This window comes from Streptomyces sp. NPDC033966, assembly GCF_055575955.1.
Window position 1 is genome coordinate 98,572 of record NZ_JBVIRQ010000017.1, and the last position, 14,335, is coordinate 112,906.

The window sequence follows — 14,335 nt, forward strand, 5'->3', positions numbered from 1 at the left end:
AGGACCCGGAAATGCGGGTGACGGCGGCGCGGGCGGGGGCCGATCATAGGGGCATGCCTGGTCCCCATGTCATCCGCGGTTCCGTCGTGCTCCCCGAGGCGGAGCTCGCCTGGCGCTTCTCGCGTTCCTCCGGGCCGGGCGGGCAGCACGTCAACACCTCCGACTCGCGCGTGGAGCTGCTGTTCGACCTGGCCGCGACCAAGGCGCTGCCGGACGTGTGGAAGGAGCGGGCGCTGGAGCGGCTCGCGTCGCGGCTGGTGGACGGGGTGGTGACGGTACGGGCCTCCGAGCACCGTTCCCAGTTCCGCAACCGGGAGATGGCGCTGGTCCGGCTGGCCTCGCTGCTGGCGGAGGCCACGGCCCCGCCGCCGAAGCCGCGCCGGGCGACGAAGATCCCCCGGGGCATCAACGAGCGGCGCCTGCGGGAGAAGAAGGCCCGCGGCGAGACCAAGCGGAACCGCACCTCGCGCGACTGGTAGCCGGCCGTACCCCGGTCACGGGGCCAGGTGGCGGTAGCGGCCGCGGAAGTACGTCAGCGGCGGCGCGTCCGGGACCGGCAGGTCGGCGCCGAGGACGCGGCCGACGACGAGGGTGTGGTCACCCGCCGTGACGCGGGACTCGGTGCGGCACTCCAGGGTGGCCAGCGCGCCCGTCAGCAGCGGCGCGCCGGACAGGGCGCCGCGTACGTGCGGCAGTCCCTCGAACAGCAGCCGGTCGCTGATCCGGGCCTTCATCGAGAACCGGCCGGCCACCTGGAGCTGGCTGTCCGCGAGGAGGGAGACCGCCCACAGCGGCTGCTCGGCGAGCAGGTCGTCCATCCGGGACCCCTCGCGCACGCTGACCAGGACGAGCGGCGGGTCCAGGGAGACCGACATGAAGGCGGTGGCCGTCATCCCGACGTCCTCGCCGCGCGGTCCCTCCGCGCTCAGCGGCGGCTCGTGCGCGGTGATCAGGCACACGCCCGCCGCCAGCCGGGACATGGCGGCCCGGAACTCGTCGTTGCTCACCCCCTCAGGATGGGGGGTGGGGAGTACGGGGGCCGGGTGTACGGGGGTCGTATGGGGCACGTACCGAACGCTAGTCCCGCGCCCGTGCGGCGCACATCGGGCCCTGGTCCGAGCCGCGCCCCCGCCCCTCGGACTAGGTCGCGGAGTATCGTTTGCTCCCGGGAAGGAGGGGGAGCGCTCCCACTCCGCACCCCTCCCTCAGCACACCCTTCTTCATCTCATGTGACTTGAGTCACAGAGGGCAAGATTTGTTGACCCTGTGTACCTGCCGCACAGCTCACTGTGATTCAGTGGACGGGACACCGCAACGAAACGCCGATGACAAACCTGGAGTTGCTGTCGAGGTCTCGGGGAGAGCGAGCAATGGAGACCGAGTCGGAGCCGTACGTCCGTCTTGCGACCCTGCGGCAGCTGCACCAGGTGGTGGCCGAGCTCAACACGGCCCGGAGCCTGGCGGACACCCTGCAGACCGTCGTGGACGGCATCGTCAGGGGACTCGGCTACGAACTCGCCTGTGTCAACCTCGTACGCCCTGACGGGGATCTCGTCGTGGCGGCCTTCGCCGGAGACCCCGCCGCCGAGGCCCTGATCACCGGCCGCGTCGGCTCACGCCCCGCCTGGGAGCGCCGCCTGACCATGGGCGAGGACTGGGACGGCCTGCGCTTCATCCCGCACACCGAGGGCTGGGTCCTGATGGAGGACGACGTCCCCCAGTGGCACACCGACGGCCCCGATCCCCGCTTCCTGGACGAGTGGCACCCCGAGGACCGGCTCTACGCCCCCATGTATGCGACGGGCGGGGAACTTCTGGGTGTCATTTCGGTGGACAGGCCGCGCAACGGGCGCCGCCCCGGCGCGTGGGGGCGTGAAGCCCTCCAGATGTACGCCTTCCAGGCCGCCATTGCGATCAGCAACGCGAGGCTGCGCGCGAACATGCAGCGGGCCCTCGTCCGGCTGGAGCGCGAGCAGCAGGCGCTGCGCGCGAGTGAAGAGTCGTTCCGGCAGGCCTTCGAGTACGCGCCCAGCGGCATGGCCATCGCCGAGATGGGCGGCGACCAGCACGGCCGGCTGCTGCGCACCAACGACGCCCTGTGCCGCCTGCTGGGCCGGCCCGCCTCCGTGCTGCGCCGCTACTCCTTCTCCGACCTCGTCCACCCCGAGGACATCGGCACCCTGCTGCGCACCTCCGCCGAGGGCGGCCGCGCCGAACTGCGCCTCGGGCGGCGCGACGGCACGTACGTATGGGTCTCGCTGCGCAACTCGGTGGTCGCCGACGCCGCGGACGGCCCCCGCTTCCTGCTCACGCACGTCGAGGACATCGAGGAGCGCAAGCGGCACGAGCTCCAGCTCGCGCACCGGGCCAGCCACGACTCCCTCACCGGCCTGCCCAACAGTGCCGAACTGCGCTCCCGGCTCGGCGCGCGGCTGTGCCGCCGCCCCCAGTCCGTACGGGCCAGCGCGGTCGAGGCACTGGACGCGGCGTACGAGGGCCGCCCCGAGGCGGGTGGTGCCGGCGAGCACGGCTTTCCGGCCGACGGGCAGCACCACGGGCAGCACCACGCGTACGACGGCGGCCACCCCGCCGCCCCCGCCGCCGGGCAGGCGGGTGACGCCTTCGACTTCCCCGGCGCCCTCCCCGGCCGCCCGGACGGCCCGTACGACCACCACGTGCACACGGTGGCGCCCGCCACGGACGTCGACGACGGCACGAAGGGGCTCGCGGTGCTCTTCTGCGACCTCGACGGCTTCAAGTCGATCAACGACCGGTTCGGCCACCACACCGGCGACGCCGTCCTCATCGAGGTGGCCCGGCGCCTGACGACGGGCGTCAGGGACGGTGACACCGTCGCCCGGCTGGGTGGTGACGAGTTCGTCGTCCTCGCCGACGGCCTGGGCGCCGCCGACGCCGCCGACCTCGCCGTCCGGCTGCGCAACGCGATCATCCCGCCGATCCGGGTCGACGGCCGAGCGGTGCGGGTGGGAGCGAGTTTCGGCATCGGCTGGGCCAGCTGCGGGATGTCCGCGGACGAGGTGCTGCGCTCGGCCGACCAGCGGATGTACATCGAGAAGAGGTCCCGCTCCAAGGCGCACCGGCGGGCCGGCTGAGCCCGTTGGCCGCCCGTGTGCGCACGTGTTCGGGGTAGGCTCCCGTGGGTCGAAAGGAGTGACCTGCGATGACGACGCCCGCGAACAACGGCCCGCACGGTGGGGCGAACCCGCCCGGGGACGATGACCCGTTCGGCTACCTCTACGCGGACGGCCAGGCCGCCGGAGCCACCCCGCCCGGTCAGGGCGGCGGATACGGCTACCCCGGCCCGACGGCCGGCGGACCGCCCGGCGCGCAGCCCGGCGTCCCCCGGACCTCGTACAACCAGGTGCGCACGGTCGGCGAGCGGACGTACGGCGGCCAGCGCGGCGCCGTCCCGCAGCAGCAGCCCCCGCAGGCCTACCAGGCCCAGTACCAGGCGCCCGAAGCCCTCCAGGCGAACGGCTACGGCGTCCCGCAGCAGCCGTCCGCGCAGGCTGCGCCGCCCCGTTCCACCCCGCCCCGCGGCGGTGGCCGCGGCGGCGGCTCCAGCCGCCGGGGCCTGCTGATCGCGGCGATCGCCGTGGTCGCGGCCGTCGGCATCGGCATCGGCGCGGCCGTGGTCTTCGGCAAGGACAAGGACAAGGACGGGAAGAACCAGGCCGGCCCGACCCAGTCGGCGCCGCCCTCGAAGAAGTCCGACCCGGACCCGAGCGGTTCCCCGGAGCCCTCGAAGACCCCGCTGCCCAAGGGGGAGGCCGCCGGTGCCGGAATGGCCCTCACCGGTGGGGCGACCCTCCAGAACAGCGTCACCGGCTCCAAGAGCTCGGGCGGCCAGTACGTCGGCAACTTCAACCAGACGGGCGCGGCGCTGACCTGGACGCTGGACGTGCCGAAGACGTCCCAGTACAAGCTGAAGATCAGTTACGCGGTGCCGGGCAAGGCCGCGAGCACCACGCTGACGGTCAACGGCGAGCAGCAGACGCGCCCGATAAACATGAACAACTTCTCCAACGCCAAGCCGGGCGAGTGGGACAAGTGGACGTACACCCACTCCAACGTGGACCTGAAGAAGGGTACGAACACCGTCAAGATCTCCTGCGAGACCGGCAACCAGTGCGAGATCATCATCGATCAGCTCTGGCTGGAGCCGCTGTAGCCCTGGAGCCGCTGTAGCGCTGTAGCGCTGTAGCCGGTTACCGGCCCACTTGGCAGGGCGTCACCTTCACCGACCCCCGTACCTCTTCGTAGGTGCGGGGGTCGAAGTCTCCCGCCGTCGGGGCGTGCACGGTGGCCGCGGAGAGGGCCACCGCGTGGGTGAGGCGCTCGGGCCAGTCCAGGCCCCGGGTCAGGGCGGAGAGCAGGCCCGCGACGGCGGAGTCGCCCGCGCCGGTGGGGTTGCCGCGCAGCGGGCGGGGCGGGGCCGCCTCCCAGGTGCCCTCGGGGGTGGCGGCGAGCAGACCGGCGGGGCCCAGGGACGTCACCACCGCCTGGGCGCCCCGGCGGCGGGCGTCCCGGGTGGCGGGGAACGGGTCGCGGGCGCCGGTCAGCTCCGCCAGTTCGGCCGCGTTCGGCTTGATGATGTCCGGCCGGGCGGCGACCCCGCGGCGCAGGGCCTCGCCGCTGGTGTCGAGCAGCACGGGGAGGCCGGCCGCGCGGGCCGCCCGTACGAGGACCGCGTACGCGCCGACCGGCACGCCCGGGGGCAGGCTGCCGCACAGGGCCACCGCGCGGGCGCCGGTGAGGAGTTCGGCGTACCGCTCCAGGAAGGCGGCCCATTCGGCGGCGGAGATCTGCGGGCCGGGCTCGTTGAACTGGGTGGTGTCGCCGGTGCTCTCGTCGACGACGGCCAGGGTCCGCCGGGTGGTGCCCGCGCAGGGGACGAGGGCGTCGGCCACTCCGGGGGCGCCGGCGAGGAGTTCGCGTACGGTCCGGCCGGCGGGGCCGCCCGCGAAGCCCGTGGCCGTGACCGCCTCGCCGAGCGCGCCGAGCACCCGGGCCACGTTCAGGCCCTTGCCGCCGGCGCGTTCGGTGACACCGGTGACCCGGTGGGAGGTGTGCGGCAGCATTCGCGGCACCCGGTGGGTGACGTCGAGTGCGGTGTTGAGCGTCACGGTGAGGATCATGGCCAGCCCCGGTCTTGGTGTGTGCCGGGATCATGCCAAATCGAGGGCGGCCAGCCCAGTCCCGAGGACGGGCCGCCCCTTTCGCGCCGGTCGAAAGGCCGGTTCAGCCCAGCGGGCTGACGATCCATTCGCCGCGCCGCATGACGCCCTTGACGTCGAACGCGGCGTCGAGGACCACCAGGTCGGCGTACTTGCCGGGCTCCAGCGAGCCGACCTCGTCGTAGAGGCCGAGAAGCTTGGCCGGGTTGGCCGAGATCGCCTGGACCACGGATTCGACGGGCAGCCGGTCCACCGTCACCGACCGCTTGAACGCGGTGTCCAGGGTCAGCGTGGAGCCGGCGATGGAGCCGCCCTCCACGAGCCGGGCGACGCCGTCCTTGACCTCCACCTCCAGCGGGCCGAGGTGGTAGGTGCCGTCGCCGAAGCCTGCCGCGTCCATGGCGTCGGTGATCAGCGCGACGCGGTGCGCGCCCGCGTGGTGGAAGGCCAGTTCCAGCATCGCCGGGTGCAGGTGCGTGCCGTCGTTGATCAGCTCGACGGTGACCCGCTCGTCCTCCAGCAGCGCCGCGATCGGGCCGGGAGCGCGGTGCTCCAGGCCGGGCATGGCGTTGTACAGGTGGGTGGCGACGGTCGCGCCGGCGTCGATGGCCTGGCGGGTCTGGTCGTACGTGGAGTCGGTGTGGCCGATCGCGGCGATGACCCCGTGCTCGGCCAGCAGCCGTACGGAGTCCAGCCCGCCGGGGAGTTCGGTGGCCAGGGTGACCATGCGGGCCGCGCCGTGCGCGGCGTCGACCAGCTTGCGGACCTCCGCCGGGTCGGGGTCGCGCAGCAGGTCGGCCTTGTGGGCGCCCTTGCGGCAGGGGTTGATGAAGGGGCCCTCGAAGTGGATGCCGGCGATCTCGCCCTGCTGGGTGAGCTCGGCGAGCAGCCCGGCGCGGCGGGCCAGTTCGTCGAGGTCGCCGGTGACGGTGGAGGCGACGAGGGTGGTGGTGCCGTGCTCGCGGTGGGTGCGTACGCCCTTGAGGACCTCCTCGGCGGTGCCGGAGGTGAAGGAGGCGCCGCCGCCGCCGTGGTTGTGCATGTCCACGAAGCCGGGGACGACCCAGTGCCCGGATAGGTCGACGGCCGTCGCGTCCTCGGGGGCGCTGCCCGCGACGCGGGTGCCCTCGACGATGACGCGGCCGCCCGCCACGATCCCGGTGGGCAGCACCACCCTCGCGCCGGAGAGAACGGTGCTGTGTGCGCTTCCGGACATCAGGCAGGTACCTCCGTGGCGAGTAGGTCCCAGGCGAGCAGGCCCGCGCCCAGGCATCCGGCGGTGTCCCCGAGGGCAGCCGGAACGATCTCGGGCAGCCGCTGGAACGTCACGCGCTCCTCGACGGCCGTCCTCAGTGGTGTGAACAAGGTTTCCCCCGCCTCGGCGAGCCCGCCACCGATGATCAGCGTGCTCGGGTCCAGCAGGGTGATCGCCGTGACCAGGCCGTCGGCGAGGGCGCCGATGGCGGCCAGCCAGACCTCGCGGGCGGCCGCGTCGCCGGACTCGACGGCCTTGGCGCAGTCGGCGGCGTCGGCGTCGGGGTCGCCGGAGGCGGTGGCCCAGGCGCGGCTGACGGCGGAGGCGGAGGCGAGGGTCTCCAGGCAGCCGTGCTGGCCGCAGCCGCAGGCGGGGCCGCCGGGACGGACCACGATGTGCCCGATCTCGCCCGCGTAGCCGTGGGCGCCGGCCTCGATGCGGCCGGCGATGCCGATGGCTCCGGCGATGCCGGTGCCGAGCGGGACGAAGAGGAAGCGCTCGGCGCCCAGGCCCGCGCCGATGCGGCCTTCGGCGAGTCCGCCCGTGCGGACGTCGTGGCCGAGGGCGACCGGGATCCCGCCGAGGCGGGCGGTGAGCAGGTCGCGCATCGGTACGTCCCGCCAGCCCAGGTTCGCCGCGTACACGGCGATGCCGCGCCCGGCGTCGACGATGCCGGGGACGGCGACGCCGGCGGCCGAGGCGGGCGTGGCGAAGCGTTCCCGGCCGAGGTCGAGGAGCTCGGCGGCGAAGTCCAGGATCGTCTCGACGACGGCCTCGGGGCCCCGCTCGCGGCCGGTGGCGCGGCGTGCCTCGTGCAGCAGGGTGCCGTCCGCCCCGATGAGGGCGGCCTTGATCCCGGTGCCGCCCACATCGAGGGCGATGACGTGTTTCACGGGTTTCACAGCAGACAGTCTCGCGTGCTCGGCGGGGAAAGGTCTAGTCCATTGGAGGGGATTGTTGACTGGCCATACAAATTCGGACCCCCGACCGGACACGGTCCGGACACAGTCCGCGACAAGCCCCGTTCCGGATGTGGAGGAGCCGCCAAAGTGGTGTAGACCTTACGTCGGATCGTACGTACAACCTGGGGTGGATCAAGAACTGTGAAGGGCCGTTACCTGAGGCCGGCCGCGACCGGCGCCGCGCTGTGCCTGACCGTGGCGACGCTGGCGGGCTGTGGAACCGTGTCCGGCCTCACCGGGGACAACGAGGTGACCCTGCGGGTCGTGGCGGCCGACTACGGGGACAATCCGCAGAACTCCTCCGCCGGCTACTGGAAGAACCTCGCCACCTCCTTCGAGAAGGACAACCCCGGCGTCCACGTCGAGGTCAGCGTCTACTCCTGGTCGGAGGTCGACGCCAAGGTCGCCGCGATGGTCAAGGCCGGCAAGGCCCCCGACATCGCCCAGATCGGCGCCTACGCCGACTACGCCGAGGCCGGCAAGCTCTACACCGCCGACGAGCTGCTCTCCGTCACCACCGAGGCCGACTTCCTCGCCCCGCTCGCCGACGCGGGCAAGGTCAAGCGGGTCCAGTACGGGATGCCCTTCGTGGCCAGCACCCGGCTGCTCTTCTACAACACCAAGCTCCTCGGCGACGCCGGCATCATCCCCAAGGACGGCAACACTCCCTGGCAGCCCAAGAGCTGGGCGGACATCGAGGCCGCCGCCAAGAAGCTCAAGGCCGCCAACGTCCCGACCCCCTTCGCGCTGCCGCTCGGCCGCGAGGAGGCCCAGGCCGAGACGATGATGTGGCTGCTCGCGGGCGGCGGCGGCTACACCGACAACGAGGAGGCGTACTCGATCGACTCCGCGGAGAACGTCAAGTCGCTGGAGTTCCTCCGCGACAAGATGGTCGGCCAGCAGCTCACCGGCCCCGTCGAACCGGGCAAGCTCGACCGCCAGACCGCCTTCGACGCCTTCACGCGCGGCGAGGTCGGCATGCTCAACGGGCACCCGACCCTGCTGAAGCAGGCCGCAGGCAAGGGCGTGAAGTTCGGCATGGTGGCCATGCCGACCGCCGACGGCACCGACCACTCCACCATGGGCGTCGCCGACTGGGTCATGGCCTTCAAGAACGGCCACAAGAAGGAATCCGGGAAGTTCCTGGACCAGCTCTTCTCCGCGAAGAACGTGACCACCTTCACCAACCAGTACGACCTGCTGCCCGTCACCACCAGCGGCTACCGGGCCATGGCCAACACCACCGGCGGCTCGGCCACCCAGCTGAAGACCTTCCTCACGGCCCTCCCCAGCGCCCGGCTCTACCCGGTCGGCAAGAAGTCCTGGGCCGGGGTCAGCGAGGACGTCAAGCAGAACATCGGCAAGGCCGTACAGCCGGGCGGACAGCCCGCGAAGGTCCTGGAGGAGATCGCCGTGGCCGCGCGCAAGGCGGACGGGGAGCACTGACCCCTTTGGGGGGGCGGGGCGGGATCCTGGCCCGGGAGCGGCCCGGGAGCGGCCCGGGAGCGGCCCGGGAGCGGCCCGGGAGCGGCCCGGGAGCGGGCCGGGAGCGGGCCGGGAGCGGGCCGGGAGCGGGGGCCCGGGAGCGGGCCGGGAGCCTGGCCGGGGTGGTGTCGGGGCGGGCCGGGGCGGTGTCGGTGGGCGGCGTTAATCTTGTCGTGTGACGGACGGCGGGCAGGCGGGTGACACGGGCGGCGCGGCGGCGGAGGCGTCCCCCGGGCCGCTGACCGCCGCCGAGACCGCCGTACTCGCGTACGAGGGGCGCAGCTGGCCCGGCCCCGGCGCCAAGGAGCGTGCGATACGCGAGGGGCTCGGGCTGAGCCCCGTCCGCTACTACCAGCTGCTCAACGCCCTCATGGACGACCCCCGCGCCCTCGTCCACGCCCCCGGCACCGTCAACCGCCTCCGCCGCATCCGCGAGGCCCAGCGCGCGCGGCGCTAGAGGGCTCCGGGCGGCGCCCGCCGGTGCGCCGGCGGCCGGCCGCGGCGGGATCCACCGGGCCCGGCCGAGCCCGACCGGAGCGGCCTCCGCGAACCCTGGGCGGGGCCCGCGCCACGCCGGTAGGGTCGTCCGTATGGGGAGCCAGCCGCACGATCCGCCGCCGATGCCCGTGCCCGCCACCGCAGCCGGACGCGAGGGACTCGAAGCCCTTCTCCGCGCACCCCGCAGAGCCGTCATCGCCCTCGACTTCGACGGCACCCTCGCCGAGATCGTCCCCGACCCCGACCAGGCCCGCGCCCACCCCTCCGCCGTACCGGCCCTCGCCGAGCTCGCCCCGCAGGTCGACGCCGTGGCCGTCGTCACCGGCCGGCCCGCCGGCGTCGCCGTACGCCACGGCGGCTTCGCCGGGGTCCCCGGACTGGAGCACCTGGTGGTCCTCGGCCACTACGGAGCCGAGCGCTGGGACGCCGTCACCGGCATCGTCCGCGCCCCCGCCGAACACCCCGGCGTCGCCGCCGTACGGGCGGAGCTGCCGGGCTTCCTCGACGCCATCGGTGCGTGGCGCGGGACCTGGATCGAGGAGAAGGGCCAGGCGCTCGCCGTCCACACCCGCCGCGCCGAGGACCCCGCGGCGGCCTTCGACGCCCTCCGCGAACCCCTCGCGGAGCTCGCGGCCCGCCACGGGCTGATGGTCGAGCCGGGCCGCGCCGTCCTGGAGCTGCGCCCGCCGGGCATGGACAAGGGCGTCGCCCTGACGGAGTTCCTCACGGAGCGCGGCGCCGAGGCCGTCCTGTACGCGGGGGACGACCTGGGCGACCTCGCGGCGTACTCGGCGGTCGAGAAGCGCCGCGCCGACGGCCTCCCGGGCCTCCTGGTGTGCAGCGGCTCGGCGGAAGTCCCGGAACTCGCCGCCCGAGCCGACCTCGTCCTCCCCGGCCCGGCGGCGGTGTCGGCGTTCCTGGCGCAGCTGGCAGGGGCGCTGCGGGGGTGAGGGCTCCCAGCGCGGGCCCGCTATCTCCCCCTCGAGGGGGTGGGGGCGGGTCGGTAGCTGCCCACCCGCCTCCGTCTGCGGGTCCGGGGGCGGGGGAGCGGTGTCCTGCCGGGGCGGTCTCATAGCCGGTTTGGGGGTTTCCCGTCAGTCCCATCGTCCTTCCGTGTCGTGCCGGTCCCTCAAGGGCGCTCCTTCGTCGCGTCGCTTCGCGATGGCCTTCGGCCACCCTTGACCGACCGGCCCGCCCCGGAAAGCCGAAAGACTGACGGGAAGCCCCCAAAAGAACGGCACGGTGCATGGTCGAAGGACGGCTGTGTCAGCGATGAGGCGACGGGGCCGGGCACGGCACGGTGCATGGTCGAAGGACGGCTGTGTCAGCGATGAGGCGACGGGGCCGGGCGTCGGCCGGCCGGGCATCCGGGCCTCTTGATCCCTGATTCCGGGCCGGGGGCGCGACTACCCGCACGAGAGGTTGATCAGAGCGACCTCCGGAGCCCCCAGGCGCACCAGATCGCTACGCGCTCCTGTCGTCTCAGCGTCCGGCGACCGTCTGTGGCTGATACCCGCACCAGAGGTTGATCCGGGCAGCCCAGGGAGCTGTTGGGCGCGCCAGATCGCTACGCGCTTCTCTGATCCCGGCGTCTGGCGGTCGTCGTGGGCTGGTCGTGGGCGGGTTGGACGTTGGTGACGGCGGTGGTGAACTCGCGGCCGGAGGCGCCTCGGATGTAGGCGAGCTCCACCCAGCGCTCGTAGGCGAGGGAGTCGGAGACGTTCTCGTTGATGACGGCCATCAGCTCGCCTTCGACGCCGGAGGCGATGTCGCGGACCCGGAGGCGGAGGAGACGGTGTGGGACGTACTCGTACTGCTCACTCATCGGAAGCCTCCTCCTAGGCTTGGTAGATGGTCGGTTGTTCGGCCACTTGTTCCGGGGTGACCCCTTCTACGGTGAGGTTCCCGGTCCACAGGTGGTCTCGGTTGGCGTAGGCCGCATCGAAGGTGACGCGTTTCCCGCCGGGCTCCAGCTTCCAGTCCTGCTCTTGGAATTGGGCGATGCGGTCGCTTCCGCAGACGAACGAGCGGGTGGCTTGGGTGAGTACCCATTGGGCCAGCTCGTGGTCCGTGGCCGTGGGGCGGCCGCAGGTGCGGGCCATCCGCCACAGCCGACCCCACTCGACACCGGGGGTCAGGGGGCCGACCACGGCCACGTCACCGATGCGCCGTTCGTCGAGGTGGTGGGTGGCGTAGCCGAAGACGACCCCGAACATCGCGAACACGGTGACACGGCCTCGTCCGGTCAGGCCCTCGTCATTGCTGCTCATCAGTGGAACCCTTGGGATGGTGCGGTCCGGGCGCCTTAGCCACGCCCGGACCGCTGTCGTTCAGCAGCAGGGGCCGTCCCCGCAGCACGCGGACTGGTTGCACTCGGCGGCCGTGCCCCACAGGCTCGCGTCCACCTCGAACCCGGCCGCCTTGATCCGGTCCGCCGTGGACACCATCAGGGGCCTGGTGCGGACCTTGGAGTTCGGAGCGTGGTGTACGAAGAAGCCGAACTGGGCCTGGCACCAGTCGGCGTATTCCTGGGTGTGGAGCATGAAGGTGTGCCAGCCCGGGTCCACCTGCTGGCTCGGCGCCAGGTCATACGCCTTCTCGCTGCCGAGGACGTACACGAACGCGATGGCCTGGTCCATCACACGGTCGGCCACCGCGCGCTCGTATCCGTACTCGTCGGCGCAGAACGCGGCGAGCCGCTCGAACAGCTCGGGACTGACGAGGTCGCGTCCGCGCCGTAGGGCGACGGGGGTCTCCAGCATCGTCGTCACGTCGGTTTCCTCTCTCTCGACACTTGGGGGGCCTACTGCGGTGGGGGCGGGAACTGGTCTCCGCCGGCGCTTCCGGACTTGTCTCCGGGGTCGGACATGGGCTTCACCTCCTCCCGTCTTCGGGCGTGGAAGGACCGCCAGGCGCGCTCTCGCCGCTCCTCGGGCTTCATGTACTCCGGGAGCCGTCTCACGCCGCTACCGGTCCGGGGCACGACTCGACGTGCCGGTACACGACGTACTCCAACGCGCAGTCCGGAGCCTTCGTCTTCGCCCTTGCCATGCCATCCGCCTTCCAGTCGCCGGGTGTGCTGACGACGGTAGGGACGGGGCCAAAGTGGCCTCAATGAACTTGCATGGGCTTGCGGGAAGTCACCCGAGTGCGGTGATGGCTTCCGCGATCAGGGCGCGGGCCGGCTGCCCATGGCAAGCCAGTTTGGCCAGCTCAGCGAACATGCGGGCGTACGTCTCGATCTCGCTGGGCTGCTTCACGGTGACCTGCGCGGTTGCCAGTTCGATGATCACTTGGGTCTCGTCGTAGATCCAGAACCCTTCGACGGGCCACATGATCCTTTCGACGGTCATAGGGATCACGCCAAGGCTGACGTTCGGCAACGCAGCTACTTGCAGCAGGTGTCCAAGCTGTGCGGCCATCACGCTGGGGCCGCCGAAGCGGGAGCGGAGCGCGGATTCCTCCAGGACGATTCCAAAGCGCCGGTGGGTGTCGTGGAGGTGGCGCTGGCGGCGCATGCGCACCCTGACCGCTGCCTCGACATCGTCCGGGATCTGCCTGAACGTGACAATGCGGCTCATGATCGCGGTCGCATAGTCGGCCGTCTGAAGGAGACCCGGGATCACGCCGGGCTCGTAGATGCGGAAGCGGCTCGTGCGGGCGTACAGCGGGACATGGGCCTCTTGGCCGTGCTTGAGGCCGGCGTGTTGCAAACGCTTCCACTCCACGTACATCTCGTCGATGCCGTGGGCAGTGGCACGCAGGTCTTCGTACTCCTCCGGGACTCCGCAGATGGTGACGTAGGCGAGTAGGTCTCGGTCAGAGGGCGGCGTCCTGCCGTTCTCGATGCGAGACGCCTTGGACTCACTCCAGCCGGCACGCGTGGCCAACGCCCGTGCTGTCAGGCCGGTCGGCTTGCGAATCTCTCGCAGCCGTCTGCCGAGAGCAGCACGGGCGTCTTGGACTGCCGATGAAGGTGATGTGTTCACAGGCGCTAGGTGGGCTGGTACTCCGCGTGCGGTGTCGCCCGGTCCCAGACGGCTTCGAACGCGCTGGTGCACAGCTTGAGGACCGTCGGATCCTCTGTCATCTCCAACCACTCCCCCGGAGCGGGCTCTCCGTTCCCGTCGAAGTGCAGGACGAGCACAGTCCTGTTGTCGAACACCCAGAAGTCATTGCCCGGGAAAGCGATGTCAGTCGCGTTGCGGCGGGCCAGCCACCTGATCTGCTCTCCCGCCTTGACGTTGGCGTCCGAGACGTGGTGTTCGAAGCGGAGGTAGTCCGATTCCGGAATGGAGAACACGCGGGCCCGCCGAATCGCGACGCCCCTGTCCGTGGCCTTCCGAACCCACTTGAGCCACGGGCGGAACTCCGGGTCGTTGTCCTCGGGCAGGTCGCGAAACCCCTGCTGCCAGGCGACGAAGCTGGGGTCGGACTCCATGTAGCCGTCCCGCATCTCCAGATGGATCGCGCTGTGCTCCGTCGAAGCCAGGAGCTCCTCAAACGACGGGACCATCGGCACCCTTAACCTCCAAGAAGTACTGCGCCATGCGTCGCGGCAGCTCGATGACATCTTCGTGATCCGGGATGTCCATCAGTTGCCTGCGCTCCGCGTCCGTCACCTTGAACCCCTGCACCAGGTACGTGTCCGTGGCGTCGTCGAGGTAGATCGTGGGCGAGCCGCCGTCCTTGCTCTCAGGGTCCTTGCCAAGCTTCCGCAGAGCCATGGTGTCCTCCTCGCTCGGGGCTGACGTTCGCTGTGTGGAAGCTTGCTCCGCAGACACCATCGGATGCACCGAACTTGCACGAACTTGCGCACCGAATGCGTCCTCACCCTGGCGGGTGACTCGCTCGTTCCAGAAGGGTTTGACTCTCACCTGGACAATCAGGCGTTGGCTCGCCTACCTCATCGAGGAGTCCCCTCCGTGACGCATCGC

Annotated in this window: 16 protein-coding genes; 6 read left to right on the top strand and 10 right to left on the bottom strand. The window is 71.7% G+C overall.

Translation table 11 applies throughout. The features are described 5' to 3' along the window. Nucleotides 1-53: 53 nt before the first annotated feature. A complete protein-coding gene (arfB, locus tag ACZ518_RS33865) occupies nt 54-479 on the top strand; it encodes an alternative ribosome rescue aminoacyl-tRNA hydrolase ArfB (protein ID WP_469116855.1) in 426 nt (141 codons plus the stop codon). Between the two features lie 15 nt (nt 480-494). Here arfB and ACZ518_RS33870 read toward each other — a convergent pair whose 3' ends face one another. After that, entirely contained in the window at nt 495-1,067 is a 573-nt protein-coding gene (locus tag ACZ518_RS33870) for a flavin reductase family protein (protein WP_469116856.1), read from the bottom strand. Nucleotides 1,068-1,370: 303 nt separating this feature from the next. Between ACZ518_RS33870 and cdgB the strand changes: the two genes are divergently transcribed. Both cdgB and ACZ518_RS33880 read left to right on the top strand, forming a co-directional pair. After that, on the top strand, nt 1,371-3,113 hold the full coding sequence (cdgB, locus tag ACZ518_RS33875) for a diguanylate cyclase CdgB (RefSeq protein WP_469116857.1): 1,743 nt from the start codon (nt 1,371-1,373) through the stop codon (nt 3,111-3,113). 68 nt (nt 3,114-3,181) lie between these two features. Continuing rightward, nucleotides 3,182-4,192 carry a CBM35 domain-containing protein gene (locus ACZ518_RS33880; protein WP_469116858.1) on the top strand — a complete coding sequence of 337 codons (1,011 nt, stop codon included), beginning with the start codon at nt 3,182-3,184 and terminating at the stop codon, nt 4,190-4,192. Between the two features lie 37 nt (nt 4,193-4,229). On the opposite strand, the gene ACZ518_RS33885 is transcribed toward ACZ518_RS33880, so the two are convergent. The 3 genes from ACZ518_RS33885 to ACZ518_RS33895 all read right to left on the bottom strand — a co-directional run bounded on the left by ACZ518_RS33885 (nt 4,230) and on the right by ACZ518_RS33895 (nt 7,346). After that, on the bottom strand, nt 4,230-5,159 hold the full coding sequence (locus ACZ518_RS33885) for a 1-phosphofructokinase family hexose kinase (protein WP_469116859.1): 930 nt from the start codon (nt 5,157-5,159) through the stop codon (nt 4,230-4,232). A gap of 103 nt (nt 5,160-5,262) precedes the next feature. Next, nucleotides 5,263-6,414: an N-acetylglucosamine-6-phosphate deacetylase gene (gene nagA / locus ACZ518_RS33890; RefSeq protein ID WP_469116860.1), complete on the bottom strand. Its 1,152-nt coding sequence runs from the start codon at nt 6,412-6,414 to the stop codon at nt 5,263-5,265. Further along, nucleotides 6,414-7,346 (bottom strand): ROK family protein, encoded by a 933-nt coding sequence (locus ACZ518_RS33895; RefSeq protein WP_469116908.1) that lies wholly within the window; start codon nt 7,344-7,346, stop codon nt 6,414-6,416. The genes nagA and ACZ518_RS33895 overlap by 1 nt, the downstream gene beginning before the upstream one ends. 210 nt (nt 7,347-7,556) lie before the next feature. On the opposite strand from ACZ518_RS33895, the gene ACZ518_RS33900 reads away from it, so the two are divergent. From ACZ518_RS33900 to otsB, 3 genes are all read left to right on the top strand, one after another. Next, nucleotides 7,557-8,861, top strand: coding sequence for an extracellular solute-binding protein (locus ACZ518_RS33900; RefSeq protein WP_469116861.1), 1,305 nt, complete (start codon nt 7,557-7,559; stop codon nt 8,859-8,861). Nucleotides 8,862-9,075: 214 nt separating this feature from the next. Further along, complete coding sequence (locus ACZ518_RS33905) at nt 9,076-9,357, top strand: DUF3263 domain-containing protein (protein WP_469116862.1); 282 nt, start codon at nt 9,076-9,078, stop codon at nt 9,355-9,357. Between the two features lie 133 nt (nt 9,358-9,490). Next, nucleotides 9,491-10,348 (top strand): trehalose-phosphatase, encoded by an 858-nt coding sequence (otsB, locus tag ACZ518_RS33910; RefSeq protein WP_469116863.1) that lies wholly within the window; start codon nt 9,491-9,493, stop codon nt 10,346-10,348. Nucleotides 10,349-10,965: 617 nt separating this feature from the next. On the opposite strand, the gene ACZ518_RS33915 is transcribed toward otsB, so the two are convergent. The 6 genes from ACZ518_RS33915 to ACZ518_RS33940 form a co-directional block, all read right to left on the bottom strand. Then, a complete protein-coding gene (locus ACZ518_RS33915; RefSeq protein ID WP_469116864.1) occupies nt 10,966-11,223 on the bottom strand; it encodes a hypothetical protein in 258 nt (85 codons plus the stop codon). A gap of 13 nt (nt 11,224-11,236) precedes the next feature. After that, nucleotides 11,237-11,668 carry a hypothetical protein gene (locus tag ACZ518_RS33920; RefSeq protein WP_469116865.1) on the bottom strand — a complete coding sequence of 144 codons (432 nt, stop codon included), beginning with the start codon at nt 11,666-11,668 and terminating at the stop codon, nt 11,237-11,239. Nucleotides 11,669-11,728: 60 nt separating this feature from the next. Beyond that, a complete protein-coding gene (locus tag ACZ518_RS33925) occupies nt 11,729-12,169 on the bottom strand; it encodes a glycine-rich domain-containing protein (protein WP_469116866.1) in 441 nt (146 codons plus the stop codon). A gap of 369 nt (nt 12,170-12,538) precedes the next feature. Continuing rightward, nucleotides 12,539-13,387, bottom strand: coding sequence for a helix-turn-helix domain-containing protein (locus tag ACZ518_RS33930; RefSeq protein ID WP_469116867.1), 849 nt, complete (start codon nt 13,385-13,387; stop codon nt 12,539-12,541). 5 nt (nt 13,388-13,392) lie between these two features. Continuing rightward, nucleotides 13,393-13,914, bottom strand: coding sequence for a DUF6879 family protein (locus ACZ518_RS33935; RefSeq protein ID WP_469116909.1), 522 nt, complete (start codon nt 13,912-13,914; stop codon nt 13,393-13,395). Beyond that, entirely contained in the window at nt 13,898-14,125 is a 228-nt protein-coding gene (locus ACZ518_RS33940; protein WP_469116868.1) for a hypothetical protein, read from the bottom strand. The genes ACZ518_RS33935 and ACZ518_RS33940 overlap by 17 nt, the downstream gene beginning before the upstream one ends. Nucleotides 14,126-14,335: the final 210 nt, after the last annotated feature.

Bases quoted from the DNA above. Each gene is read 5' to 3' on its own strand.
- arfB (WP_469116855.1), top strand. From the start codon at position 54: ATGCCTGGTCCCCATGTCATCCGCGGTTCCGTCGTGCTCCCCGAGGCG.
- cdgB (WP_469116857.1), top strand. From the start codon at position 1,371: ATGGAGACCGAGTCGGAGCCGTACGTCCGTCTTGCGACCCTGCGGCAG.
- ACZ518_RS33880 (WP_469116858.1), top strand. From the start codon at position 3,182: ATGACGACGCCCGCGAACAACGGCCCGCACGGTGGGGCGAACCCGCCC.
- ACZ518_RS33885 (WP_469116859.1), bottom strand. From the start codon at position 5,159: ATGATCCTCACCGTGACGCTCAACACCGCACTCGACGTCACCCACCGG.
- nagA (WP_469116860.1), bottom strand. From the start codon at position 6,414: ATGTCCGGAAGCGCACACAGCACCGTTCTCTCCGGCGCGAGGGTGGTG.
- otsB (WP_469116863.1), top strand. From the start codon at position 9,491: ATGGGGAGCCAGCCGCACGATCCGCCGCCGATGCCCGTGCCCGCCACC.
- ACZ518_RS33915 (WP_469116864.1), bottom strand. From the start codon at position 11,223: ATGAGTGAGCAGTACGAGTACGTCCCACACCGTCTCCTCCGCCTCCGG.
- ACZ518_RS33920 (WP_469116865.1), bottom strand. From the start codon at position 11,668: ATGAGCAGCAATGACGAGGGCCTGACCGGACGAGGCCGTGTCACCGTG.
- ACZ518_RS33935 (WP_469116909.1), bottom strand. From the start codon at position 13,914: ATGGTCCCGTCGTTTGAGGAGCTCCTGGCTTCGACGGAGCACAGCGCG.
- ACZ518_RS33940 (WP_469116868.1), bottom strand. From the start codon at position 14,125: ATGGCTCTGCGGAAGCTTGGCAAGGACCCTGAGAGCAAGGACGGCGGC.